The sequence below is a fragment of the Salinimicrobium marinum genome (assembly GCF_014651535.1).
Classification (GTDB): Bacteria; Bacteroidota; Bacteroidia; order Flavobacteriales; family Flavobacteriaceae; genus Salinimicrobium; species Salinimicrobium marinum.
In genome coordinates, this window is record NZ_BMXB01000002.1 from 529,418 (window position 1) to 553,886 (window position 24,469).

General features: G+C 39.5%; 21 protein-coding genes. 1 reads left to right on the plus strand and 20 read right to left on the minus strand.

Annotated elements, in window-relative coordinates; genetic code table 11:
* Positions 1 to 12 precede the first annotated feature (12 nt).
* Complete coding sequence (gene gyrA / locus IE056_RS06285; RefSeq protein ID WP_189603828.1) at positions 13 to 2,568, minus strand: DNA gyrase subunit A; 2,556 nt, start codon at positions 2,566 to 2,568, stop codon at positions 13 to 15.
* A 242-nt stretch (positions 2,569 to 2,810) separates the two neighbouring features.
* Here gyrA and IE056_RS06290 point away from each other — a divergent pair, with 242 nt between their 5' ends.
* A complete protein-coding gene (locus IE056_RS06290) occupies positions 2,811 to 5,366 on the plus strand; it encodes an ATP-dependent Clp protease ATP-binding subunit (protein ID WP_189603829.1) in 2,556 nt (851 codons plus the stop codon).
* Positions 5,367 to 5,442: 76 nt separating this feature from the next.
* On the opposite strand, the gene hisIE is transcribed toward IE056_RS06290, so the two are convergent.
* The 19 genes from hisIE to IE056_RS06385 all read right to left on the minus strand — a co-directional run bounded on the left by hisIE (position 5,443) and on the right by IE056_RS06385 (position 24,443).
* A complete protein-coding gene (gene hisIE, locus IE056_RS06295) occupies positions 5,443 to 6,039 on the minus strand; it encodes a bifunctional phosphoribosyl-AMP cyclohydrolase/phosphoribosyl-ATP diphosphatase HisIE (RefSeq protein ID WP_189603830.1) in 597 nt (198 codons plus the stop codon).
* 214 nt (positions 6,040 to 6,253) lie between these two features.
* Positions 6,254 to 7,009 carry an imidazole glycerol phosphate synthase subunit HisF gene (gene hisF, locus IE056_RS06300; protein ID WP_189603831.1) on the minus strand — a complete coding sequence of 252 codons (756 nt, stop codon included), beginning with the start codon at positions 7,007 to 7,009 and terminating at the stop codon, positions 6,254 to 6,256.
* A 105-nt stretch (positions 7,010 to 7,114) separates the two neighbouring features.
* A complete protein-coding gene (gene hisA / locus IE056_RS06305; RefSeq protein ID WP_189603832.1) occupies positions 7,115 to 7,840 on the minus strand; it encodes a 1-(5-phosphoribosyl)-5-[(5-phosphoribosylamino)methylideneamino]imidazole-4-carboxamide isomerase in 726 nt (241 codons plus the stop codon).
* A 17-nt stretch (positions 7,841 to 7,857) separates the two neighbouring features.
* Positions 7,858 to 8,478: an imidazole glycerol phosphate synthase subunit HisH gene (gene hisH / locus IE056_RS06310; protein ID WP_189603833.1), complete on the minus strand. Its 621-nt coding sequence runs from the start codon at positions 8,476 to 8,478 to the stop codon at positions 7,858 to 7,860.
* A 53-nt stretch (positions 8,479 to 8,531) separates the two neighbouring features.
* On the minus strand, positions 8,532 to 9,668 hold the full coding sequence (gene hisB, locus IE056_RS06315; RefSeq protein WP_189603834.1) for a bifunctional histidinol-phosphatase/imidazoleglycerol-phosphate dehydratase HisB: 1,137 nt from the start codon (positions 9,666 to 9,668) through the stop codon (positions 8,532 to 8,534).
* A 33-nt stretch (positions 9,669 to 9,701) separates the two neighbouring features.
* Positions 9,702 to 10,778 carry a histidinol-phosphate transaminase gene (gene hisC / locus IE056_RS06320; protein ID WP_189603835.1) on the minus strand — a complete coding sequence of 359 codons (1,077 nt, stop codon included), beginning with the start codon at positions 10,776 to 10,778 and terminating at the stop codon, positions 9,702 to 9,704.
* 1 nt (position 10,779) lies between these two features.
* Positions 10,780 to 12,063: a histidinol dehydrogenase gene (gene hisD, locus IE056_RS06325; RefSeq protein ID WP_189603836.1), complete on the minus strand. Its 1,284-nt coding sequence runs from the start codon at positions 12,061 to 12,063 to the stop codon at positions 10,780 to 10,782.
* Between the two features lie 11 nt (positions 12,064 to 12,074).
* Positions 12,075 to 12,932: an ATP phosphoribosyltransferase gene (gene hisG, locus IE056_RS06330; RefSeq protein ID WP_189603837.1), complete on the minus strand. Its 858-nt coding sequence runs from the start codon at positions 12,930 to 12,932 to the stop codon at positions 12,075 to 12,077.
* A 232-nt stretch (positions 12,933 to 13,164) separates the two neighbouring features.
* The gene (locus IE056_RS06335; protein ID WP_189603838.1) at positions 13,165 to 13,980 is read right to left on the minus strand and encodes a prohibitin family protein; all 816 of its coding nucleotides are present in this window, start codon (positions 13,978 to 13,980) and stop codon (positions 13,165 to 13,167) included.
* Between the two features lie 25 nt (positions 13,981 to 14,005).
* A complete protein-coding gene (locus IE056_RS06340; RefSeq protein ID WP_189603839.1) occupies positions 14,006 to 16,036 on the minus strand; it encodes a VWA domain-containing protein in 2,031 nt (676 codons plus the stop codon).
* A 117-nt stretch (positions 16,037 to 16,153) separates the two neighbouring features.
* Complete coding sequence (fabG, locus tag IE056_RS06345; RefSeq protein WP_189603840.1) at positions 16,154 to 16,900, minus strand: 3-oxoacyl-[acyl-carrier-protein] reductase; 747 nt, start codon at positions 16,898 to 16,900, stop codon at positions 16,154 to 16,156.
* Between the two features lie 152 nt (positions 16,901 to 17,052).
* The gene (sucD, locus tag IE056_RS06350) at positions 17,053 to 17,925 is read right to left on the minus strand and encodes a succinate--CoA ligase subunit alpha (protein WP_189603841.1); all 873 of its coding nucleotides are present in this window, start codon (positions 17,923 to 17,925) and stop codon (positions 17,053 to 17,055) included.
* A gap of 60 nt (positions 17,926 to 17,985) precedes the next feature.
* On the minus strand, positions 17,986 to 18,399 hold the full coding sequence (locus IE056_RS06355; protein ID WP_189603842.1) for a nuclear transport factor 2 family protein: 414 nt from the start codon (positions 18,397 to 18,399) through the stop codon (positions 17,986 to 17,988).
* 1 nt (position 18,400) lies between these two features.
* Positions 18,401 to 19,333: a UDP-3-O-(3-hydroxymyristoyl)glucosamine N-acyltransferase gene (locus tag IE056_RS06360; protein ID WP_189603843.1), complete on the minus strand. Its 933-nt coding sequence runs from the start codon at positions 19,331 to 19,333 to the stop codon at positions 18,401 to 18,403.
* 77 nt (positions 19,334 to 19,410) lie between these two features.
* The gene (gene efp / locus IE056_RS06365; RefSeq protein WP_189603844.1) at positions 19,411 to 19,977 is read right to left on the minus strand and encodes an elongation factor P; all 567 of its coding nucleotides are present in this window, start codon (positions 19,975 to 19,977) and stop codon (positions 19,411 to 19,413) included.
* Between the two features lie 10 nt (positions 19,978 to 19,987).
* A complete protein-coding gene (gene lpxA / locus IE056_RS06370; protein ID WP_189603845.1) occupies positions 19,988 to 20,773 on the minus strand; it encodes an acyl-ACP--UDP-N-acetylglucosamine O-acyltransferase in 786 nt (261 codons plus the stop codon).
* Positions 20,774 to 20,779: 6 nt separating this feature from the next.
* Positions 20,780 to 22,168, minus strand: coding sequence for a bifunctional UDP-3-O-[3-hydroxymyristoyl] N-acetylglucosamine deacetylase/3-hydroxyacyl-ACP dehydratase (locus IE056_RS06375; RefSeq protein WP_189603846.1), 1,389 nt, complete (start codon positions 22,166 to 22,168; stop codon positions 20,780 to 20,782).
* Positions 22,161 to 23,189: a UDP-3-O-(3-hydroxymyristoyl)glucosamine N-acyltransferase gene (gene lpxD / locus IE056_RS06380; RefSeq protein ID WP_189603847.1), complete on the minus strand. Its 1,029-nt coding sequence runs from the start codon at positions 23,187 to 23,189 to the stop codon at positions 22,161 to 22,163. Before lpxD ends, IE056_RS06375 begins: the two co-directional genes overlap by 8 nt.
* Before the next feature lie 24 nt (positions 23,190 to 23,213).
* The gene (locus tag IE056_RS06385) at positions 23,214 to 24,443 is read right to left on the minus strand and encodes an HD domain-containing protein (RefSeq protein ID WP_189603848.1); all 1,230 of its coding nucleotides are present in this window, start codon (positions 24,441 to 24,443) and stop codon (positions 23,214 to 23,216) included.
* Positions 24,444 to 24,469 lie beyond the last annotated feature (26 nt).

A 24,469-nucleotide genomic window follows, 5' to 3' on the forward strand; every position in this document is an offset into this window, starting at 1 on the left:
TTTGTGTTTAACTTATTCTTCGCTATCATCTGCAATTGTTGTGCCACCCTCGTTTTCGCCAGTCATATCAAGCTCTTCCTGATCTGAAACCTCTTCTACATTTTCTTCTTCATTCATCACTTTTGCAACAGCTGCAATAGAATCATTTCCTTTAAGATTGATTAGTCTAACACCCTGGGTAGCTCGTCCCATAACGCGTAAACTATCTACAGAGGTACGAATTGCAATTCCAGATTTGTTAATGATCATAAGGTCATCCAGATCTGAAACGTTTTTAATTGCAACAAGACTACCTGTCTTTGGAGTGATTGAAATGGTTTTCACCCCTTTTCCTCCACGGTTGGTGATTCTGTATATTGGCTCACCATCCTCAGGATCATCTATATAAGTACGTTTTCCATATCCGTTTTCTGATACTACAAGCACGGTCTCTTCCTGCGGATTCTGAACAGCGATCATTCCAACCACTTCATCTTTGTCATCTGCCAGGGTGATACCTCTTACTCCGGAAGCATTCCTTCCCATTGGGCGGGTTTTGCTTTCTTCAAACCTAATGGCTTTACCACTTTTTAAAGCTAACATTACCTGGCTGTTACCATTGGTAAGCCTTGCTTCAAGTAGCTCATCTCCTTCTCTAATAGTAATGGCATTGATACCATTAGTTCTCGGTCTGGAATACTGCTCAAGAGAGGTCTTTTTAACCTGTCCTTTCTTAGTTGCCATGATCACATAGTGACTGTTAATGTACTCTTCGTCCTTGAGATCTTTGGTACATATAAAAGCTTTCAGTTTATCATCCGGCTCCAGATTAATAAGGTTCTGTATCGCTCTTCCTTTAGAAGTTTTACTTCCTTCAGGAATTTCATAAACCCTCATCCAGAAACATTTACCTTTTTCGGTAAAAAATAACATGTACTGGTGATTTGTTCCGACGAAAAGATTTTCAAGGAAATCTTCATTCCTTGTCGTAGATCCTTTCTGTCCTACTCCTCCCCTATTCTGAGTTTTATATTCGGTAAGAGATGTTCTTTTGATGTATCCTGCGTGAGAAATGGTGATTACCACCTGCTCATCGGGAATCATATCCTCCATGCTAAGATCTCCACCGGCATATTCTATGGTAGACCTTCTTTCATCTCCATACTTTTCTTTTACCTCAATCATCTCCTCTTTGATGACCTCCATTCTGCGTTCTTTTCTCGCAAGAATATCTTTAAGGTCTTCAATGGTCAACATCAATTCATCATATTCTGTACGCAACTTATCCTGTTCCAGGCCGGTAAGTTGTCTCAATCGCATTTCAACGATGGCTTTTGCCTGAATTTCAGATAATTCGAAACGCTCTATCAACTTCGTTCTTGCTTCATCGGCATTACTGGAAGATCTTATAAGTGCAATTACTTCATCAATATTATCTGAAGCAATGATGAGTCCTTCAAGGATATGAGCTCTTTCTTCAGCTTTACGAAGTTCATACTCTGTACGACGTACCACCACATCATGCCTGTGCTCTACAAAATGAAAGATCATATCCTTCAGATTCAGCATTTGTGGGCGACCTTTTACAAGAGCGATGTTGTTTACGCTAAAAGATGATTGTAACGCTGTATGCTTATATAAGGTGTTAAGAACGATATTAGGAATAGCATCCCTCTTGAGGATATACACTATTCTCATTCCATTCCGGTCAGACTCATCCCTTATTAGGGAGATTCCTTCTATTTTCCTGTCATTAACCAGTTCGGCTGTCTTCTTGATCATTTCCGCTTTGTTCACCTGGTACGGAATTTCGGTAATGATCAAAGCCTCTTTTCCGTTGACTTCCTCGACGGTTGCTTTTGCACGAACAACAATCCGTCCACGACCGGTTTTAAAAGCTTCCCTTACCCCGTCATAACCATAAATGGTTCCTCCGGTTGGAAAATCGGGTGCTTTGATATGCTGTATCAGCTCATCGATCTCAATATCATGATTATCAATGTAAGCAATAATACCATCTACAACTTCAGCTAAATTGTGTGGCGGCATATTGGTTGCCATACCTACAGCAATACCACTGGCACCATTCACCAAAAGGTTTGGAATCCTGGTTGGCAGCACCTTAGGTTCTTTAATGGTATCATCAAAGTTAAGCTGTGTATCTACGGTTTCCTTATCAATATCTGCCAACATGTCCTCACTGATCTTACGCATTCGCGCCTCAGTGTATCGCATTGCTGCAGGGCTATCGCCATCGACAGAACCAAAGTTACCCTGGCCGTCCACGAGCATATAACGAAGGCTCCATTCCTGGGCCATCCTCACCATCGTATCGTAAACCGAAGAATCTCCATGCGGGTGATATTTACCTAATACTTCCCCAACAATCCTCGCAGATTTTTTATGAGCTCTATTTGAAAGAACCCCAAGTTCATACATTCCATATAAAACCCTTCGATGTACAGGTTTTAAACCATCACGTACATCTGGCAGCGCACGTGACACAATGACCGACATTGAATAATCAATGTAGGCCGATTTCATTTCATCTTCAATGTTGATAGGAATTAACTTTTCTCCTTCAGCCATAAATTCATTTATTTTGGTTCAAAAATCTAACGTGCCAATTTACGCATTTTAGGCCAGCTATCACCTATAACAGCCTATGTTTTCCCTTATTTTATTAACAAATTTTTATAGGTGCATCGTTAATAAGTTCATTACTTTCTATTTTGATTTTTGAGAGTTATTTTGTCAATTAGCTAACACTCATAAAAGGTACGGTTTTTGAAACCTGAGTATAAAACAATTAGAGAGAAAGGAAATTTAACATGGATGATAATTTTTCACCAAGAGTAAAAGATGTCATAGCTTACAGCAAGGAAGAAGCTTTAAGACTCGGACATAATTTTATAGGAACAGAACACTTAATGCTTGGTTTACTGCGTGATGGCGACGGTAAAGCTATCAATATACTTCACGCCCTGGAGATAGATCTAACTCATTTAAGGCGCAAAGTCGAAATTCTTAGCCCTGCTGAACCTGATGCTGCTGTAAATTCTAACGAAAAACGGAACTTGCACTTAACAAGGCAGGCAGAGCGTGCATTGAAAACAACTTTTCTGGAGGCCAAGCTTTTTCAAAGCTCTTCCATAAATACTGCACACCTTTTGTTGTGCATTTTAAGAAACGAAAACGACCCTACCACCAAACTGCTTAATAAACTGAAGGTGGATTATGACGGAGTAAAAGACCAGTTTAAATATATGATCACCAATGAAGATGATTATAATATGGACAGTCCTACTGCCGAATCATTTTCAGATGAAGACGCTACCGCAGACGATTCAGGAAAGAGTAATCCTTTCTCAGGAACTACCGGAAAAACTTCTACCAAAAAGTCTAAAACCCCTGTTTTAGATAACTTTGGAAGGGATTTAACTGCCATGGCCGAGTTGGACAAACTTGATCCGGTTGTTGGTCGGGAAAAGGAAATTGAGAGAGTTTCTCAAATCCTTAGCCGACGTAAAAAGAACAATCCGCTCCTTATAGGGGAACCTGGTGTTGGAAAATCTGCCATTGCGGAAGGCCTGGCTTTACGAATTGTAAAACGGAAAGTATCAAGAATTCTTTTTGACAAGCGTGTTGTAACGCTTGATCTTGCGAGTTTAGTCGCCGGTACAAAATACCGCGGGCAGTTTGAAGAGCGTATGAAAGCTGTGATGAACGAACTTGAAAAGAATGATGATATTATTCTTTTTATTGACGAGATTCACACCATTGTTGGTGCAGGAGGTGCCACAGGAAGCCTGGATGCAAGTAATATGTTCAAACCTGCCCTAGCAAGGGGAGAAATTCAATGTATTGGTGCTACCACGCTTGATGAGTACCGACAATATATTGAAAAGGATGGAGCTTTAGAAAGGCGTTTCCAAAAAGTAATTGTGGAACCTACCACTGTAGAAGAAACAATTCAAATTTTGAACAACATCAAAGATAAATATGAGGAGCATCACCACGTTTCTTATACAGATGAAGCCATTCAAGCCTGTGTTACGCTGACAAATCGTTATATGACTGACAGGTTTTTACCAGACAAGGCTATTGATGCTTTAGATGAAGCAGGTTCTCGTGTTCATATTACGAACATTGAAGTTCCGAAGCAAATTTTGGAGCTTGAGCGAAAACTGGAAGAAGTACGTGAAAACAAGAATTCTGTTGTCAAAAAACAGAAATATGAAGAGGCTGCAAAACTTCGGGATGATGAGAAAAATCTTGAAAAAGAGCTGGCAATCGCCCAGGAGCGTTGGGATGAAGAATCCAAATCTCACCGGGAAACAGTCTCTGAAGACAATGTAGCTGATGTGGTATCCATGATGACAGGGATTCCTGTTAACAGAATTGCACAAACTGAAATTAACAAACTGGCAGAATTGCCAAATTTGATCAAAGGAAAAGTAATTGGTCAGGACGAAGCGGTTGGAAAAGTGGTGAAGGCCATTCAGAGAAACCGTGCCGGACTTAAAGACCCAAATAAACCGATTGGGTCCTTTATCTTCCTGGGACAAACAGGAGTTGGTAAAACACAGCTTGCAAAGATACTTTCCAGGGAATTGTTTGACAGCGAAGATGCACTCATTCGAATCGATATGAGTGAGTATATGGAGAAATTTGCCGTGAGCCGTTTAATTGGTGCACCTCCGGGATACGTAGGTTATGAAGAAGGCGGACAGCTAACGGAGAAAGTAAGACGTAAACCTTATGCGGTGATCTTACTTGACGAGGTAGAAAAAGCCCATCCCGATGTCTTCAATATGCTGTTACAGGTATTGGATGACGGTTATTTAACCGATAGTTTAGGACGTAAAATCGATTTTAGGAACACGATCATCATTATGACTTCCAACATTGGAGCCAGAAAACTGAAAGATTTTGGACAGGGAGTTGGATTTGGAACTGCCGCGAAGAAATCTCAGATTGATGAGAATGCAAGAGGTGTTATTGAGAATGCTCTTAAAAAAGCTTTTGCTCCGGAATTTCTGAACAGGGTTGATGATGTGGTAATATTCAATGCTCTTGAACAGGAACACATTCACAAGATCATTGATATTGAGCTTGAAAAGCTCTTCGGAAGAATTGGAACCCTCGGTTACGATTTGAAGCTGAGCACAAAAGCCAAAGATTATATTGCTGAAAAAGGATTCGACCGTCAGTTTGGTGCAAGACCTCTAAACAGAGCTATTCAAAAATATATTGAAGATGCCCTGGCAGAAGAGATCATCACATCAAATGTTTCTGAAGGAGATAAGATCTTTATGGATTTTGATGAGGAGAAAAAAGAGCTCACCATCAATATTGAAAAGACTAAAAAAGAAACTGAATCTTAATCAGTTGAAAATTGTATAAAATGAAAACCCTGTGAGAAATCTCCCAGGGTTTTTTCATGTCTGATAAATCAGCAGATCAATGTCTTCTTTCTAAAACTTTCACCACGTCCTTCAGAGAATAACCTTTCTGTTGTAGTAGAATTAAATAATGGAAAAGCAGGTCTGCACTTTCATCAAGAAAAAGATCATCATTATCATCTTTTGCTTCGATCACAACTTCCACAGCTTCTTCCCCCACTTTCTGGGCAATTTTATTGACACCACTTTGGAATAGGGAAGCCACATAGCTTTTTTCATTATCAGGGTTATTTTTCCGGTCAGAAATAACATTTTCCAGTTCTGAAATAAATCCGAAGTTGGTTTTATTTTCTTCTCCCCAGCAGGTGTCCGTTCCTTTGTGGCAGGTTGGCCCCTGCGGATTCACACTTAGCAACAATGTATCATTATCGCAATCTAATTTCAGTTCAACCAGATTTAAAAAATTGCCACTCTCCTCGCCTTTGGTCCATAACCGCTGTTTGCTACGGCTGTAGAAAGTAACCTTTTTAGTGTCCAGAGTTTTGCGGTAGGCTTCTTCGTTCATATATCCCAGCATCAGTACATTTTTAGTCACTGAATCCTGAACAATTGCCGGTACTAATCCGTCCTTATCTTTACTAAAATCTATTTCCATATTTAAAAACTTTAATTTCTATCTCAATTAGAGATGTAAATTTTAATGAGAAAATACCAGGGTTTGTTTTCGCCATTAAGTGCTACGACTTATCCGCCTTTAAAAGGAGGACTCGACATGACATTGCCATGGAACCTTTTTATGGAACTTATCCTGGCTCCTGGTTCTTTTCTCTTTTCTTTTCAACTTCTAACTTCTAATCTCGTACTTCTTTTTACAGTCTTACTTCAATATCCTGTGCCCGCATTTCCATTTTCAGATCCTTTATTTCAATTTCCTTGAAATGAAAAACACTCGCCGCAAGGGCTGCATCAGATTTTCCCTCAATAAAAGTATCACAAAAATGCTGAATAGTGCCTGCTCCTCCCGAAGCTATGATAGGGATGGAACGCTCTGAAGAAAGTTTAGCCAGGGCTTCATTTGCAAACCCCGATTTTGTACCATCGTGGTTCATGGAAGTAAAAAGAATTTCACCGGCACCACGTTCTTCCACTTCTTTTGCCCAGTCGAACAAATTTAAATTGGTAGGGACTTTTCCACCAACCAGATGCACGATCCATTCTCCGTTTACCTCTTTCGCATCAATCGCTACGGTAATACACTGACTGCCAAACTTCGCCACCAGATCATTGATCAACTGCGGATTCTTGACTGCTGAAGAATTTATCGAAACCTTATCTGCTCCGTTCTGCAACAGCACATCTACGTCTTCCACCGAAGAGATCCCGCCACCTACAGTAAAAGGAATATTCACTGCAGCTGCCACCCGTAGCACTAAATCGGCCAGAGTTTTTCTTTTCTGCTCTGTTGCAGTAATATCCAAAAACACCAATTCATCGGCCCCGGAATCTGAATAGATCTTCGCCAGCTCTACAGGATCACCGGCATCCCGCAGTTCCAGGAAGTTCACACCTTTTACAGTACGTCCGTTTTTGATATCCAGGCACGGGATTATTCTTTTTGTTAGCATAGTCTATGTTCTTTTTGCATCACATCATTGTGTCATTCTGAATTTGCTTCAGCATCTTACATAAGAAACTCAATTATATTACCAGCTTGACGTCAGTTTTTTTTATTAATTTTGAAGGATAAATTCTTCCAGTTGCTTTAGGCTTATTCTACTTTCATAAATAGCCTTTCCAATAATAGTCCCTTCACAGCCAATTTCGGCAAGCAAAGGAAGATCATCAAAAGTGGCAATCCCTCCGGATGCTATTAATTTTATGTTTTCAGTCTCTTCAAGGATCCTTCGGTAAAGATCTGCTGAAGGTCCGTCCAGCATTCCGTCTTTAGAAATATCTGTACAGATTACGTACTGCACTCCTTTCTGCTCATACTGCTGAATAAATGGTATTAATTCAAGATCAGATTCTTCCAGCCATCCATTGGTGGCTACTTTTTCATTATTGGCATCGGCTCCTAAAATGATCTTTTCACTGCCAAATTTATGAAGCCAGCTTTCAAAGATATCAGGATTTTTCACAGCAATACTTCCCCCGGTGACCTGGGTCGCGCCGCTTTCAAAAGCTATTTGCAGATCCTTATCTGATTTTAATCCGCCGCCAAAATCAATTTTCAGCTGAGTTTTAGAGGCTATCTGTTCCAGCACCTTGTGATTTACTATATGTTTGGATTTAGCTCCATCAAGATCCACCAGGTGCAGGTACTGAATTCCATGAGCCTCGAATTCTTTCGCTACTTCCAACGGATTTTCATTATATATTTTCTTTGTGTTGTAATCACCCCTGGAAAGCCTTACGCATTTTCCATCGATGATGTCTATGGCTGGAATTATTCGCATTTTTTAGTATTGAGATATTAGTATTGAGTATTGAGATTCCACTCCTCTTTCGGGGGTTGGAGGGCTAGAAAATTTTCCAAAATCTGCTCTCCCGCATTGCTGCTCTTTTCAGGGTGGAATTGTACTCCATAAAAATTGTCTTTTTTTAATGCCGAAGCATATTCTACTCCGTATTCGGTGGTTGCGATAGCTTCTTCGCACGCAGGTGCGAAAAAACTGTGCACCAGGTAAATATATTCCTGCTCCCGAATTCCTTCAAAAAGAGAAGATTTTAAATTATAGATATGGTTCCATCCTATTTGCGGCACTTTCACATTTCCTGTAAATTTCTTGACATCAACGTCAAAGATACCGAGGCCGGTGGTATCTCCTTCTTCCGAATGTTTGCACATTAGCTGCATTCCAAGGCAGATACCCAATACTGGTTGAGTAAGTTCAGGGATGATTTTATCAAGTCCGGTGGCTTTTAGTTTTCGCATGGCGCTACTGGCTTCACCAACACCTGGAAAAATAACTCTATCTGCAGCACGAATTTCATCTGCATCACTCGTTAGCACTCCTTCGTATCCGTGACGTTGTAAGGCGAACTTGATGCTTTGTATATTTCCTGCCCCGTAATTAATTATTGCTATTTTCAAAATTTAAATTTTTATCTAATTTCTCAAATCTCAGGTCTAAAACCTCACATCTACTACAGCATTCCTTTTGTAGATGGTAAAATCATTTTTTCGGGATCCTGTTTAACAGCCACTTTAATTGCTTTGGCAAAAGCTTTAAAAATAGCTTCTATTTTGTGATGTTCATTGGTACCTTCAGCTTTCACATTGAGGTTTGCTTTGGCGCCGTCTGTGAAGGATTTGAAAAAATGATAAAACATTTCTGTTGGCATTTCACCGATCTTTTCCCTCTGAAAATCTGCTTCCCAAACCAGCCAGTTTCTTCCGCCGAAATCAATCGCTACCTGTGCCAGGCAGTCGTCCATAGGCAAAGTAAATCCGTAGCGTTCAATTCCCATTTTGTTGCCGAGAGCTTTCGAAAAAACCTCTCCAAGGGCAATGGCCGTATCTTCAATGGTATGGTGTTCGTCCACCTCCAGATCTCCTCTTACCCGGATATCCAGATCCATTTGTCCGTGGCGGGCAATCTGATCCAGCATATGATCAAAAAATTTGAGCCCGGTGTCGATATTGGCTTTTCCTGTGCCATCAAGGTTCAGATTGATGTAGATATCAGTTTCGTTGGTCTTCCTGCTGATTTCAGCTGAACGTTCTTTGAGCTTCAGAAATTCGTAAATATCTTTCCAGCTTTCGGTCTGGAGCGCAATGACGTCATCTAATTCTTCACGTTCCACAGAAACTTCAGCACTACCTAAATCTTCGTGAGTTTTGATAAAAATTCCTTTGGCTCCAAGATTTTTGGCCAGTTCAATATCGGTGAGCCTGTCCCCTATCACAAAAGAATTCTCAAGATCGTATTCCCCACTATCAATATACTGGGTAAGTAATCCTGTACGTGGTTTTCTTGTTTCCGCATTTTCCTCAGGAAAAGTACGGTCGACACAAATTTCTGAAAATTTCACTCCTTCATTTTCAAAGGCTTTCAAAATAAAATTTTGTGCAGGCCAGAAGGTATCTTCCGGAAAAGAATTTGTGCCCAAGCCGTCCTGGTTTGTTACCATTATCAGCTCATAATCCAGCTCACTGGCAATTCTTGCCAGGTACTGAAAACAGTTTGGATAGAACTCAAGCTTATCTAAATGATCCAGCTGATAATCTTCAGGCTCCAGTACAATGGTCCCGTCTCTGTCTATAAATAGCAATTTTTTCATAGATTTTTATCTATTTATTTTCCGAAGAAAAGTTTATTGATTTTTGTGATTTACGGCTTCTACTTCAAGATTTTTCAAAGCAGTTAAAAGTTTTTCATTTTCCATAGCGGTCCCTACCGTAAACCGCAGCGTATTTTCACACAAGGGTTGTGTAGTACGGTTCCTTATCACAATTCCCTGCTCCAGTAATTGCTTATATCTTGCGGTCGCATCATCCACTTTTGCCAGAATAAAATTAGCATCGGAAGGGTAAACTTCTTCCACATAAGATATTTTGCTCAATTCTTCGTCCAGCAATTCTCGCTGTCCAAGTAAATGTGCAATTTCAGATTTTACAGCATCCACATCTTCCAACCGTTCCAAAGCTTTTTGCTGAGTTAATTCATTGATATTATAAGGAGGTTTTATTTTATTCAGGATCCGGATTATTTCTTCGGATGCATAACAAATACCCAACCTGATTCCCGCCAGCCCATAAGCCTTTGAAAGTGTTTGTGTCACCACAAGGTTAGGAAATTCATCCAGTTTTTCCAGCCAGCTATTTTCTTCAGAAAAATCTATGTACGCTTCATCGATCACTACCAGTCCCGCAAACCGCTGAAGAATTTCAGTAACAGCAACTTCAGAAAAGCTATTTCCGGTAGGATTGTTGGGAGAACAGAGAAATATGATTTTGGTATTCTCATCTGCTTTTTCAAAAATTTCCTCCACATTCGGTTGAAAATTAGACGTCAATAGCACTTCCCTCTCCTCTACATCATTCACGTTTGCCAATACCTTGTACATCCCATAAGTTGGCGGCAGGGTGATCACGTTATCTATTTTAGGTTCGCAAAAAGCCCTGAAAATCAGATCCAGCACTTCATCGCTTCCATTCCCCAACAAAATCTGGGAGGTTTTTGCTTTTTTTTGCCTTGCCAGCTCCTGTTTTACTTTGTTCTGTTGTGGATCGGGATATCGGTTCACCCCATTTTCAAATGGATTCTCGTTGGCATCCAGAAATATCATTTCTTCATCAATAGCCGTAAATTCATCCCTTGCGGAAGAATAAGGTTTTAGCCGGTTTACATTTTCCCGGACCAGATCATTTATTTTAAAGCTTCTCTTCATCCTATTTAAGACTGTTTAATCTTAATGTTACTGCATTTTTGTGAGCTTGTAAACCTTCCGCTTCTGCCATTAATTCTATTGCAGAACCAATATTTTTAATCCCTTCTTCAGAAATTCTCTGAAAGGTCACTGCCCTCATAAAACTGTCAAGGTTTACACCGCTGTATTGCTTTGCGTATCCGTTGGTTGGCAGGGTATGGTTTGTGCCCGAAGCATAGTCTCCTGCACTTTCGGGAGTGAAATTACCAATAAAGACCGATCCCGCATTAATGATCCCGTCGATAAATACATCTTCATTCTTTAAACAGATGATAAAATGTTCCGGACCGTATTCATTGATCATTTCCAGCGCTTCCTGTTCATCTTTCACGACGATTAATCTAGAATTCTCCATAGCGGCTTTTGCAATTTCATTTCTTGGTAGTTCCGGAAGTTGTTTAATAATTTCCTTTTCCACATCTTCTAAAAACGGTTCTGAAAGGGAGATCAATATCACCTGACTATCGATTCCGTGCTCAGCCTGCGACAACAAATCGGACGCTACAAAAGCAGCATTGGCCGATTCATCTGCCACCACCAATAATTCTGATGGTCCTGCAGGCATGTCTATAGCAACATTATATTTTGTAGCCAGCTGCTTGGCAACCGTTACAAACTGATTTCCGGGGCCAAAGATCTTATATACTTTCGGGATAGTTTCGGTTCCAAATGTCAGTGCGGCAATCGCCTGTATCCCTCCTACTTTGAATATTTTGGACACACCACAGAGATTCGCAGTGTATAAAATAGCCGGATTCAGTTCCCCCTTTTTATCTGGAGGACTACACAGCACTATTTCCTCGCAACCTGCAAGTTTTGCGGGAACTGCCAACATTAAAATAGTAGAAAACAAGGGAGCTGTACCTCCGGGAATATAGAGCCCTATCTTTTGAATAGCCTTTTTCTCCTGCCAGCAGTGTACTCCCGGAGTGGTTTCTACAGAAACTTTGTCCGTTTCTTGAGCCGCGTGAAAACGTTCAATATTATTCTTTGCCAGATTAATGGCTTCTTTCAATTCTTCGGAAATTTTTGTTTCGGCTGCTTTAATTTCTTCCTCAGAAACAATTTCAGTTTCAAGGGAAATTCCGTCGAAAAGCTGGGTGTATTTGGCAACTGCTTCATTCCCTTTGGATTTCACCTCACCAAAGATCTGATACACAGTTTTCTCCACATCCTCCACACTTTTGGTGGGACGTCTGAGGATTTCCTCCCATTTATTTTTATCAGGATTTATTATCTTCTTCATTTCAACCTTTTTTAAAGTACCATTTTCTCAATAGAAGTTACCAGAATCCCTTCGGCTCCATTCCGCTTCAGTTCATCAATAACTTCCCAGAAACGTTCTTCTTCAATCACGGTGTGAATGGAACTCCAGCCTTTTTCAGCTAAGGGAAGCACAGTAGGACTTCTCATTCCTGGAAGCAACTCAATTACTTTCTCAACCTTATTATCTGGAATGTTCATAAGAATATACTTGGATCTTCGCGCTCTTAAAACCGACTGAATCCTAAACTGTAATTTCTGAAGAATTTCATTTCTCTCCTCATCGATCATTGGAGAAACTGCTAAAACCGCTTCACTCTTCAGCATTATCTCTACCTCCTTCAGGTTGTTTTTAAAAAGAGTACTTCCGCTGGACACAATATCACAAACAGCATCTGCCAGGCCAATATTCGGAGCAATTTCAACCGATCCGTTAATGATGTGCAGCTCTGCAGAAATACCATTTTTAGCAAGAAAAGCATTAATGGTATTGGGATAGGAAGTTGCAATTTTTTTTCCATCGAGATCCTGTAAACTATTATACTGCATGGATTTAGGAACAGCCAGCGAAACCCGGCATTTAGAAAAACCAAGTCTTTCAGCCGTAGCAATGTCTTCTCCTTTTTCTATCAATACGTTTTCGCCAATAATAGCAATGTCCACTACCCCATCACGAAGGTATTGCGGAATGTCTCCGTTCCGGAGGTAAAATACCTCTAGCGGAAAATTCCTGGAAGTGGCTTTTAACTGTTCTTTTCCGTTGTCTACAGAGATTCCTGCATCTTTTAAAAGTTGTAAAGAATCATCGTGAAGCCTACCCGATTTTTGTACTGCTATTCTAATTTTTTTCATTGTTAGTTAATTTATGTTTCAGCAGTTCACAACGGAAAATGAAAAACCCGTTTGAGCTGCTCAAACGGGTTTTCAAAAATATGATTATACACATATCAATCTCACCTCGCAAGAGCGAACTTATGAGAATGATGATGATGTAGTTGTTTTGCTTTCATTGTTGATGCGAATTTAAACAAATAAATTAAAAAAGAAATAATTTTAATTCAATTTTAATTGATCATTGTAAAAATTAGTTATTACCAAGAATCAGTGGCATACCTTCATCTCCAGATCCAATCACTACAACCTTGGCATTAGGGGATTTAGCAAGCTCAACAGTCGCCTGGATCCCTTTTTCCCTTAAAACCATATCGGTTAGGGATGCATCAAGAATTTCATTGGCACGTGCTTTACCTTCTGCATCTATTCGCTGTCTTTCCGCTTCCTGCTCCGCTTTAGTAAGTCGGAATTCATATTCCAGAGATTCCTGTTCCTGCCGTAATTTTCTCTCAATCGCATCTTTAATAGTAGCAGGAAGGGAAACATCTCTTACCAGCACTTCGTTTATCTGGACGTACTGATTTTTAAGCAGAATTTCGGTTTCTTCAAAAATTTCTCTCTGGATGGCTTCTCTCTTACTGGAATAAAGCTGCTCAGGATTATATCTTCCTACAACAGCACGGGCGGCCGAACGTACTGCAGGTTGCAATACACGTTGAATATAAGCTTCCCCTTTTTCCCTGTGCAGGGAACCAAGATTGTCAAATGATGGCTGAAACCATATAGAAGCATCCAGTTTTATCTCTAATCCATTTGAAGATAAAACCTGCATCTTCTCTTCCAGAGACTGTTGCCGTACTTCATAAACAAAAACCTTATTCCAGGGGGCTACCAAATGAAAACCTTCATTCAAAGGTGGTTCATCTGTAACCACACCTCCTCCAAAAGTTTTATATAAAACACCAGCTTCCCCGGAATTAATTGTAACTGTAGATTTGGCGATCAAAATAACAAGTATAATGACTCCAAATAAAATTGGTAATCCAATTTTGGGTAATCTATCCATAAAAAAAATATTAAAAAAAGTTAAATTAAATAAGACCGTAATACTTACGCAAAAACCACTCCGCACTTAAAGAAAGTGCTATAATTCCCAGTAAATAATACCAATCGATCAAAGATACGGTCTTTTCCTGTCTTTTTTGAACCGGAGTATAACTATTATCTGACAGTAAATTATTAACTAATTTTTCAGAATCCTTTAAGAAATACAGCGGCTGGTTTTTTTCTCCGGAAATTCCTGAAAGCCCCTGAAGGTTGGCATTACTAAATTGCTTTTCAACTTCATATTCTATAATATTAAAAGATCCAGTTTCTGAAATATTCTCACGGGCAACATCTACAGAGAAAGTATATTTTCCGGAAGATAGATCACTTATTTCTACTTCATATTTATTTTGTTTGAGAAGAAAAGGCAGGCTGCGGTTTTCCTGCGTTTGTTCATTGGTAAGATTTAATGTTAAATCTCCCCTGGGATCGAATCTATAATTCCTGTCAAAATATTGAGCTGAGATTACAACTCTTTCATTGCCATAATAGAAAGCTTCCTGTTCCACCGTTAACCGGTCCTTTTGTTGGCGAGTAGCCAGAAACTGAACCAGCTTTCCGGTAAAATCATCAAAATCTTCAAAAGATCCTTTTTCGGTATACGAAGCAGCACGCCATCTCCAGAACCCCGCACCAAATAACACTGCAGTTTTTGAGTATTTTTGTTCGGACAATGCCAGCAAAGGGTTTTGAGTATCTATACCCTGCACTTGCTGATACAAAACAGGTTCTGCAGGGACCGTGAAAAAAACATCCCCGAAAGCACCTTCAAGGGGAGGATAATCTGAAAATCCTATATCTTCGAGCTGGTAGGTTGAGAAATTTTGATTTAGAACAGGAAAATATTCTTGTGTCTGTCTTGTAATTTCCTTCTGGAAGAACTGCTGCGATTCGTTTAGAAACTGCCAGTCTGTTTCAGGACCTGTGATGATCCAGTAATTTTTTTCCTCCTCCTCGATTTGCTTCAGGATATTTTCAAATTTACGATCAGGTTGATACAGGAGAATCAGCTGAAAGTTATCCAGTTCAGGAAGTGGTTTTTCAAACTGAAAAATTTCCACCTGCCGTTGTTGATTTGATTCTATTGATTTCTTTAAAGCTCCGAGATCGGGGTGAAGAATTGATGTCGCCAATAGAATAGAAGTCCGTTCCCCAATTACTTCCACTGCAAAATTTCTTCGGTTGTTCAGGGTATCCTTTTCATTCTCCAGCGAAACTATTTCAGCGGTATACGTAGCCACTCCTTTAACTGAAGCCGGTAAACTGGCCTGGACCACCCTGGAATTGTCATCACTGTTAAAAATAAGCTCTTCAGAATAGACATTCGAAACTCCCGAACTTATTTCGAGTCTGCTTTTTACAGAATCTTTTCCGGAGTAATTAATGAAGATCTCCACCGGAAATTTATTATTAATATAGGCATATTGGTTGACATTGATCCGGCTAACTGAAAGATCCTGATAACCAGTTGTATCTCCCACCACCACAGGATAAATAGTATTGAAATACCTATCGGCAGTAAACCTGTAATCTTCCCCATAGGTTTGGTTTCCATCTGTGATCAGAATTGTGGGTGCCTGTGAGTTTTTATAAAGCTGATCAAAAGATTGTAATGCCTGATGGATATTCGTCTGCTTTTCACTGAAATCTATGTCTCCTCCCTGTTCAATTCCTTTCCCAAAAGTAAATAACTGTACATCAAATTTCTCCTGGATTTCAGGGTTTTTGGAAATTTCCTCAACAAATCCCCGCACATTTCCGGCCTCACCAAAATGTTCAATGGAACCTGAATTATCTACAGCAAGCAGCAAATTCGCCTTTTCCAGATGATATTCATGCCTCTTGATTTTCGGATTAAGGAGTAATATCAATAATAAAAACAGACTGATAAATCTCAGGAACGTAAAAAGCACAGGTTTCCCTGTGCTTTTAGATCTAAAATAATACTGAAAGATAGCTATTGCCAGTGCTGCAACCGCAGCTAAAATGATTAAGAAGAGGGTGTTTGCCGGCATGAAACGTACGATTTATGTTTTCTTGTACAGAAGGTTTCCATTTTTTGATATCATAGATCGCAGTTTAAAAAAATTTTCCTTTTTCCATTTTTCCGGAAGGACGAAAAATCATTTTTATTAGGTATGCATTCCACCGTCAACATGCAGTACCTGTCCTGTAACATACGCACTAAGGTCACTACCAAAATACACACATGCATTGGCAATATCTTCGGGAGTTCCGCCTCTTTTTAAAGGAATTGCATTTCTCCAGCCTTCCACAGTTTTCTCATCAAGTTTTCCGGTCATCTCTGTTTCAATGAATCCGGGAGCAATCACATTAGTGCGGATATTTCTAGAACCTAATTCCAGAGCCATAGATTTTGAAAATCCGATCATTCCGGCTTTGGAAGCAGCGTAATTTGCCTGTCCGGCATTACCTTTTACCCCAACCACACTGCTCATGTTAATGATGCTACCCTGTCGCTGCTTCAACATAGTACGTTGAACGGCTTTGGTCATGTTAAAGATGGATTTAAGGTTCACTTCGATCACTTTATCGAAATCTTCCTCACTCATGCGCATTAAAAGGTTGTCTTTGGTGATCCCGGCGTTATTTACAAGAATATCAATACTTCCAAAATCATCCAATACATTTTTTACCAGTTCCTGGGCTTCTTCAAAACTTGCAGCATTAGATTTATAGCCAATTGCTTTCACACCGAGCTCCTGAAGTTCTTTTTCAAGCTCATTAGCCGCCTCCACAGAAGAGCTGTAGGTAAAAGCAACATTAGCCCCATGTTTGGCGTAAACTTCTGCTATCCCTTTTCCTATGCCTCTGCTGGCACCGGTAATTATTGCATTCTTTCCTTCTAATAATTTCATATGATTCAATGATTGTATGTTATAAATTGTTATGCATTGGTAATACTTTCAAATATAGTAAAACCTGAATGTATGAGATTAAAAAAACCTTCTGAAGTTCCTGAAACAATTCAGAAAAACAGAAGGTTTTAAATATATTCTTCAAGAAATAATTATCCCATTACTTCTTTTACTTTTTTTCCGATCTCTGCAGGAGAGTCCACTACGTGGATGCCATTTTCTTTCAAAATAGCCTTTTTGGCCTGTGCAGTATCTTCGCTACCTCCAACAATTGCACCGGCGTGACCCATTGTACGACCTGCAGGAGCTGTTTCACCGGCAATAAAACCTATAACAGGTTTTTTGTTTCCGTTTTCTTTGATCCAACGGGCAGCATCTGCTTCTAACTGACCACCAATTTCACCAATCATAACGATACATTCTGTTTCGTCATCGTTCATTAGCAACTCCACAGCTTCTTTGGTAGTAGTCCCAATAATAGGATCTCCTCCAATTCCAATTGCAGTGGTAATACCTAAACCTTGTTTTACAACCTGGTCTGCAGCCTCGTAGGTAAGTGTTCCCGATTTAGAAACAATTCCAACTTTACCCTTTTTAAAGACGAAACCAGGCATAATACCTACTTTAGCTTCTCCTGGAGTAATTACTCCAGGGCAGTTAGGACCTACCAAACGACAGTCCTTATCTTTAATATAATCGGCAGCTTTGATCATGTCGGCTACAGGGATACCTTCAGTAATAGTTATAATTACTTTGATTCCGGCATTGGCAGCTTCCATAATAGCGTCTGCAGCAAACGCAGGGGGAACAAAAATAATAGATACATCGGCACCTGTTTCTTTTACCGCATCTTCAACAGTGTTGAATACCGGCTTATCCAGGTGCTTTTGGCCACCCTTACCGGGAGTAACACCACCTACGACATTGGTACCATATTCTATCATTTGACCGGCATGAAAAGTACCTTCACTTCCGGTAAATCCTTGTACGATTATTTTTGAATCTTTATTTACTAAAACGCTCATAGTTGATTATTAATTTTTGTGTTACAAAATTAGGTTTTTATAAAAGAAACCTAAAGGGATTTATAAATTATTTGGAATGAAAGAATCCAGATTTTCCGGACTGTCATCAGCCTGCTGACTTATTTGATGACCTTTATACATTTTACCATCTTTTATTTCCCAGATTGAGATAAAATGGGCCATAGGAAGTTCTTCTTCAGGATTTTCCATGGTACGCGCATAATAGGTAAACCTGATGGTGACCATGTTATCTTCACTCAAAAGATGACTCACATCTGCACGTAATGATTCAAAAGATTTTGCAAGTTCTCTGGACATTTCAAATATCTCCCTGAAGTTAAGCTTATGAAAGCCTCCACTACTATTCCAGAAAAGTTGTGATTCGGGATGAAGATATTCCTTTAAAGATTCCGGATTTCTATAGAAATCGGATGAATAAAAATTCTCTACGCATTCCTTGGGTACTAAGCTCATATCAACCTTTTATTTTGTCCATCAATTTAGGCAATTGTCTCAAGAGTGCCAACTCTTTTAATTTTGCCCTGGATTCCATTGCAGGGTTTCCGGAGTATATTTTATTTTCTTCGGTAGATTTTGTAATTCCGGCCTGGCCCATCATCACGCCTCCTTTTCTTACTATTATTCCGCTGCGCATTCCTACCTGTCCCCAAACGGTAACATCATCTTCAATAATTACAGCGCCGGCTATACCTGTTTGAGAGGCTATTAAACAATTCTCACCAATGACGGTGTCATGGCCCACCTGGATCAAATTATCCAGTTTTGTACCTTTTCCAATAGTGGTATCTCCCGACACTCCTTTGTCTATGGTACAATTTGCACCAATATCCACATGATCTTTTATGATTACCCTACCTCCGGAAATTAATTTGTCATACCCGGTAGGTCGTTTTTTATAATAAAAAGCATCGGCTCCCAACACAGTGCCAGAATGAATGGTCACATTGTTCCCTATCACTGTATTATCATATATACTTACGTTGGAATGAATCAAACAATTATCACCAATCTTTACATTGTTACCAATAAAAACATTCGGCTGAATAATAGTGTTTCCCCCAATTTCTGCGGAAGCTGATTGTGAAATTTCGGCTTTTTTGAAAGGCTTGAAATAATCTGTTAGTTTATTGAAATCTCTGAAAGGATCATCAGATATTAATAGCGCTTTTCCTTCCGGACACTCCACTTCCTTATTGATGAGGATTACAGTCGCTGCTGAACTCAATGCCTTATCGTAATACTTAGGGTGATCCACAAAAACTATATCCCCCGGCGTTACAACATGGATCTCATTCATTCCGGTGACAGGAAAATTAGGATCACCAACAAATTCCGAAGAAATGATGGTAGCGATCTGTTTTAAGGTATGTTCTTGAGGAAACTTCATTACCAGTATTGAGATTTGAGAAGTGAGATATGAGATAAAGGCTTTATAAAATTTTTATCCCATAAATGCTTTCTCTGTTATTCCTTAATTCTTTCTTTGTAAGTCCCCTTGTCGGTTTCTATCTTGATCTTATCACCTTCATTGATGAACAGCGGTACATTTACCTCAGCTCCGGTTTCTACAGTTGCAGGTTTAGTAGCGTTGGTTGCTGTATTCCCTTTTACTCCGGGCTCTGTATGCGTAACTTCTAAAATTACACTTGCAGGCATATCTACAGAAAGAGGCATGTTGTCTTCGGTATTGATAAGCACGGTTACTACTTCACCTTCTTTTAAAAGATTAGGAGCATCCAGTGCATTTTCTGTCAACCTGATCTGGGTATAATCTTCGGTGTTCATAAAGTGATAAAATTCACCATCACTGTATAAAAACTGAAATTTATGGGTTTCCACACGAACATCATCTATTTTATGTCCTGCAGAAAATGTGTTGTCAATTACTTTCCCGGTAGTTACACTTTTAAGCTTTGTCCGTACAAAAGCAGGTCCTTTCCCCGGTTTAACATGTAAAAATTCAATTACTTTAAAGATGTCGTGGTTATAACGGATACATAATCCATTTCTGATATCACTGGTACTGGCCATATAGTTTTATTTAATTTGATCTAAAATATCCTTTCATAATTCCTCGCTGGGAATTCTTTATGAACTCTAAAATATCATCTCTTTCGGGAGTCGCTTCCATCTCTACTTCAATAATGGCAACCGCCTGGGTGTTATTGAAATTTTTCTGATATAGAATACGATAAATATCCTGTATCTCCCTGATTTTTTCGGTAGAGAATCCCCTTCTTCTTAATCCAATAGAGTTTACCCCTACATAAGAAAGCGGTTCACGCCCTGCTTTTACAAATGGAGGCACATCTTTTCTTACCAAAGATCCGCCTGTAACAAACGCATGGCTACCAATACTGCAAAATTGCTGTACAGCCGCCATTCCTGCTAAAACAACATAGTCACCCACATTGATGTGGCCTGCCAATGTACTATTATTAGAGAAAATACAATTATCACCCACCACACAATCATGTGCGATATGGCAATAAGCCATGATCCAGCAGTTTTTCCCGATCTTGGTTTTCATCCTGTCTGACGTTCCCCTGTTGATCGTTACACACTCCCGAATGGTGGTATTATCTCCAATTTCGGTGGTGGTATCTTCGTCATTAAATTTTTTATCCTGTGGTATTGCAGAAATAACAGCCCCCGGAAATATATTACAGTTCTTTCCGATTCTTGCCCCTTCCATAATGGTAACATTTGACCCGATCCAGGTACCTTCCCCTATCACCACATTGTTATGAATAGTTGTGAAAGGTTCTATCACTACATTTTTTGCAATCTTTGCCCCTGGATGTACATATGCTAAGGGTTGATTCATTCCTTTTTATTTTTGTTTTACAATTTGCGCCATCAAAATGGCTTCGGTCGCAAGTTTACCGTTTGCATAGGCATAACCCTGCATCTGGCAAATACCGCGTCTTATTGGAGCCAGTAACTCCAGTTTAAATATTAACGTATCTCCAGGTACTACCTGCTGTTTGAATTTCACGTTGTCAATCTTCATGAAGAAAGTGAGATAGTTCTCAGGATCCGGAACTGATTTTAAAGCAAGTATGCCTCCCGTTTGTGCCATTGCTTCCACCTGAAGCACACCCGGCATTACCGGCTTCCCGGGAAAATGCCCTACAAAGAAAGGTTCATTCATCGTCACATTTTTGACTCCCACCACGTGGGTATCTGTGAGTTCGATGATCTTATCTACCAAAAGAAAAGGTGCCCGGTGTGGAAGAATATTCATGATCTCATTCACATCCATCAACGGAGGTTTCTCAAGATCGATCTTCGGAATATTGTTCCGTTTTTCAGCTTTAATTATCTTCGAAAGTTTCTTTGCAAAATTGGTGTTGACCTTATGACCTGGTTTAGTGGCAATCACTTTTCCTCGAATTCGGGTACCTACCAAAGCAAGATCACCTATTACATCCAGCAGCTTATGTCTCGCAGCCTCGTTTGGATAATGCAGCGTTAAGTTATCAAGAATACCATTCGGTTTTACAGCGATATTATCCTTTTTAAATGCAGCACGCAGCTTTTCCATTGTTGCAGGACTCAGCTCTTTATCTACATAAACAATTGCATTCTTAAGATCACCTCCTTTAATCAGGCCATGATCAAGAAGCATTTCTATTTCATGCAAAAAACTGAAAGTTCTTGCATTGGATATTTCCTCCTTAAATTGAGAAATAGTAGTAATGGAAGCATTTTGAGTCCCTAAAACCTTCGTTTCAAAGTCTACCATGGTAGTCACCTGGTATTCATCTGCCGGAAGCAACATGATCTCACTGCCTGTTTTATCATCTCTGTAGCAAATCACTTCATTCACGACGTATTCTTCCCGCTCCGCATCCTGCTCTTCAATGCCTGCCTCTTCCAGCACCTGTACAAAATATTTTGAAGAACCATCCATAATCGGAGGTTCAGAAGCATTGAGTTCAATAATTAAGTTATCAATCTCAAGCCCCACACATGCTGCTAAAACATGTTCTGAAGTTTGAATGCTCACGCCATCTTTTTCTAGATTTGTTCCCCGCTGGGTATTAACCACATAATTTGCATCTGCTTCAACTAAAGGATGACCTTCAATATCCTTTCTTACAAAACAATATCCGCTGTTTACAGGGGCGGGTTTAAAAGTGAGGGTAACTTCATTCCCTGTGTGAAGTCCTACTCCTTCTAAAGAAACCTCTTTTTTAATGGTTTGCTGTTTAGCCATTATCGCTCGATTTTTTTTCTAACTGGGTTATTCTGTCTACTATTTTAGGTAAATTCCTGAAGTGAACATATGATTTATTATATGCACTGTAACCAATGGCAGGAGAACCATAAAGCATTTCACCGTCCTTTACATTTCTACCTATTCCAGACTGCGCCTGAACTTTTACTCCATTTCCTATAATTATATGTCCGGCCATTCCTACCTGTCCGCCAATGACGCAACTTTTTCCGATTTTTACAGATCCGGCTATTCCTGTTTGTGCAGCTATCACTGTGTTCTCTCCTATTTCCACATTATGAGCTACCTGGATTTGGTTATCCAGCTTTACTCCTTTCCTGATAATAGTGGAACCCAGGGTTGCTCTGTCAATGGTCGTACCGGCTCCAATATCCACCCTGTCTTCAATAATAACGTTACCTATTTGCGGAACTTTGCTGTACACCCCTTCCCTATCTGGAGTATACCCGAAACCATCGGCTCCTACAATGGCACCTCCATGAATCACACAGTCGTTTCCTATAATGGTTTCAGAATAAATTTTTGCTCCTGCAAAAATGATCACATTATCGCCAATCACTACATTATCGCCAAGGTAAGCATTTGGATATATCTTTACATTATCGCCCACTTTCACATTCTCTCCCATATATGAAAAAGCACCAAAATACAGGTTCTCTCCATATTTTGAAGATTTGGAAATATAACTGGGTTCTTCAATACCCGATTTATTCAGTTTCACCTGATTGTAATATTCCAGCAGCTTGGAAAATGCATTGTACGCATCCTTAACCTTGATCAAAGTAGTGGATAATTTTTCTTCAGCTTCAAAAGATTCATTTACTATTGTAATGGAAGCTTTTGTGGAATATATAAAAGAGGTATATTTAGGATTAGCTAAAAAGGTTATTGAACCTTCGCTTCCTTCTTCTATTTTAGATAATTTGTAGACTTCAACATTAGGGTTGCCCTCAATATCACCTTCTAAAATCTCTGCTATTTGTGATGCTGTAAATTTCATTCTGGCAAAAGTAAAAAAAATGTGTCAATCTTGTGGTTTAGGATAGCATATATAATATTTGGTAACAGGTTTGGATAGCGCTTTCAGATTAAAATGATCTGAGGCTTTCACTACATCTGTTACTTTTCCGGTTTTGTAAAGAATGAGAATTTTTTCTTCCTGCTTCTTATAAGCAAGATTAGAAACCTCCCCACTAAAGACAAAGTACTTAGCTTCTTCCGAAGAAATTTTATGCTGCTCCATGAATTGTTGCCGGTGTTTCTCGAGTTTCTGTTCTTTAATTGGCTTCTTCTTAAATTTAACCTTTAAAAGATCCCGGTTAATGATCATCTGGCAAAGATTTTTTAATACAAAATCATCATCATTCACCCATTCTTTCATGGCCGAAATGATATCATAATCATCAAGCCTGGCGAAAATCTCAAGTTTTTGTGCATCAAAATTCTCTTCAGAAATTTTATTTGTCAGGAAATAAGTAAGAGCCGAGCCTGCATATAGGGTATGGCCTTCTTCCACAAGTTCCTTCGCACGTTTTAACACCCTGATAAGTAATTGCTCTGCAACCACTCCTGTTTTATGAAGATACACCTGCCAGTACATAAGCCTTCGGGCGAGTAAAAATTTTTCTACGGAATAAATCCCTTTTTCCTCCACCATCAACTCGTCATCCACTACCGTGAGCATACTAATAAGGCGCTCACTATTGATATTGCCTTCGGCTACACCGGTGTAAAAACTATCCCTCTTTAAATAATCAAGACGGTCCATGTCCAGCTGACTCGAAATTAACTGACACAGGAATTTTCGTTTATACTCTCCGTTGAAGATCTCTATGGCAAGGTCCAGCCGGTTGTTAAACTCCTTATTCATCTCCTGCATAAACAGGGAAGAAATCGTTTCATGCCCCAAACCTTCTACAATACTGTGCTCCATGGCATGCGAAAAAGGACCATGGCCAATATCGTGCATTAAAATTGCAACCTGCAGGGCCTCGTCTTCTTCATCTGAAATTTCCACTCCTTTTTGACGTAACACCCTGATAGCCTTCTGCATTAAATGCAAACATCCCAGCGCATGATGAAAGCGCGTATGATGGGCACCGGGATAAACCAAATAAGATAGGCCCATTTGTGAAATTCGGCGTAATCTTTGAAAGTATTTGTGTTCGATTATATCAAACAACAATTCATTTGGAATGGTAATAAATCCGTAAATTGGATCATTTAAAATCTTGAGTTTATTTCTTGAGATCAAGCTATTATTTTCTAAATTAAGATAAC

Bases quoted from the DNA above. Each gene is read 5' to 3' on its own strand.
- gyrA (WP_189603828.1), bottom strand. From the start codon at position 2,568: ATGGCTGAAGGAGAAAAGTTAATTCCTATCAACATTGAAGATGAAATG.
- IE056_RS06290 (WP_189603829.1), top strand. From the start codon at position 2,811: ATGGATGATAATTTTTCACCAAGAGTAAAAGATGTCATAGCTTACAGC.
- hisIE (WP_189603830.1), bottom strand. From the start codon at position 6,039: ATGGAAATAGATTTTAGTAAAGATAAGGACGGATTAGTACCGGCAATT.
- hisF (WP_189603831.1), bottom strand. From the start codon at position 7,009: ATGCTAACAAAAAGAATAATCCCGTGCCTGGATATCAAAAACGGACGT.
- hisA (WP_189603832.1), bottom strand. From the start codon at position 7,840: ATGCGAATAATTCCAGCCATAGACATCATCGATGGAAAATGCGTAAGG.
- hisB (WP_189603834.1), bottom strand. From the start codon at position 9,668: ATGAAAAAATTGCTATTTATAGACAGAGACGGGACCATTGTACTGGAG.
- hisC (WP_189603835.1), bottom strand. From the start codon at position 10,778: ATGAAGAGAAGCTTTAAAATAAATGATCTGGTCCGGGAAAATGTAAAC.
- hisD (WP_189603836.1), bottom strand. From the start codon at position 12,063: ATGAAGAAGATAATAAATCCTGATAAAAATAAATGGGAGGAAATCCTC.
- hisG (WP_189603837.1), bottom strand. From the start codon at position 12,932: ATGAAAAAAATTAGAATAGCAGTACAAAAATCGGGTAGGCTTCACGAT.
- IE056_RS06335 (WP_189603838.1), bottom strand. From the start codon at position 13,980: ATGGATAGATTACCCAAAATTGGATTACCAATTTTATTTGGAGTCATT.
- IE056_RS06340 (WP_189603839.1), bottom strand. From the start codon at position 16,036: ATGCCGGCAAACACCCTCTTCTTAATCATTTTAGCTGCGGTTGCAGCA.
- fabG (WP_189603840.1), bottom strand. From the start codon at position 16,900: ATGAAATTATTAGAAGGAAAGAATGCAATAATTACCGGTGCCAGCAGA.
- sucD (WP_189603841.1), bottom strand. From the start codon at position 17,925: ATGAGCGTTTTAGTAAATAAAGATTCAAAAATAATCGTACAAGGATTT.
- IE056_RS06355 (WP_189603842.1), bottom strand. From the start codon at position 18,399: ATGAGCTTAGTACCCAAGGAATGCGTAGAGAATTTTTATTCATCCGAT.
- IE056_RS06360 (WP_189603843.1), bottom strand. From the start codon at position 19,333: ATGAAGTTTCCTCAAGAACATACCTTAAAACAGATCGCTACCATCATT.
- efp (WP_189603844.1), bottom strand. From the start codon at position 19,977: ATGGCCAGTACCAGTGATATCAGAAATGGATTATGTATCCGTTATAAC.
- lpxA (WP_189603845.1), bottom strand. From the start codon at position 20,773: ATGAATCAACCCTTAGCATATGTACATCCAGGGGCAAAGATTGCAAAA.
- IE056_RS06375 (WP_189603846.1), bottom strand. From the start codon at position 22,168: ATGGCTAAACAGCAAACCATTAAAAAAGAGGTTTCTTTAGAAGGAGTA.
- lpxD (WP_189603847.1), bottom strand. From the start codon at position 23,189: ATGAAATTTACAGCATCACAAATAGCAGAGATTTTAGAAGGTGATATT.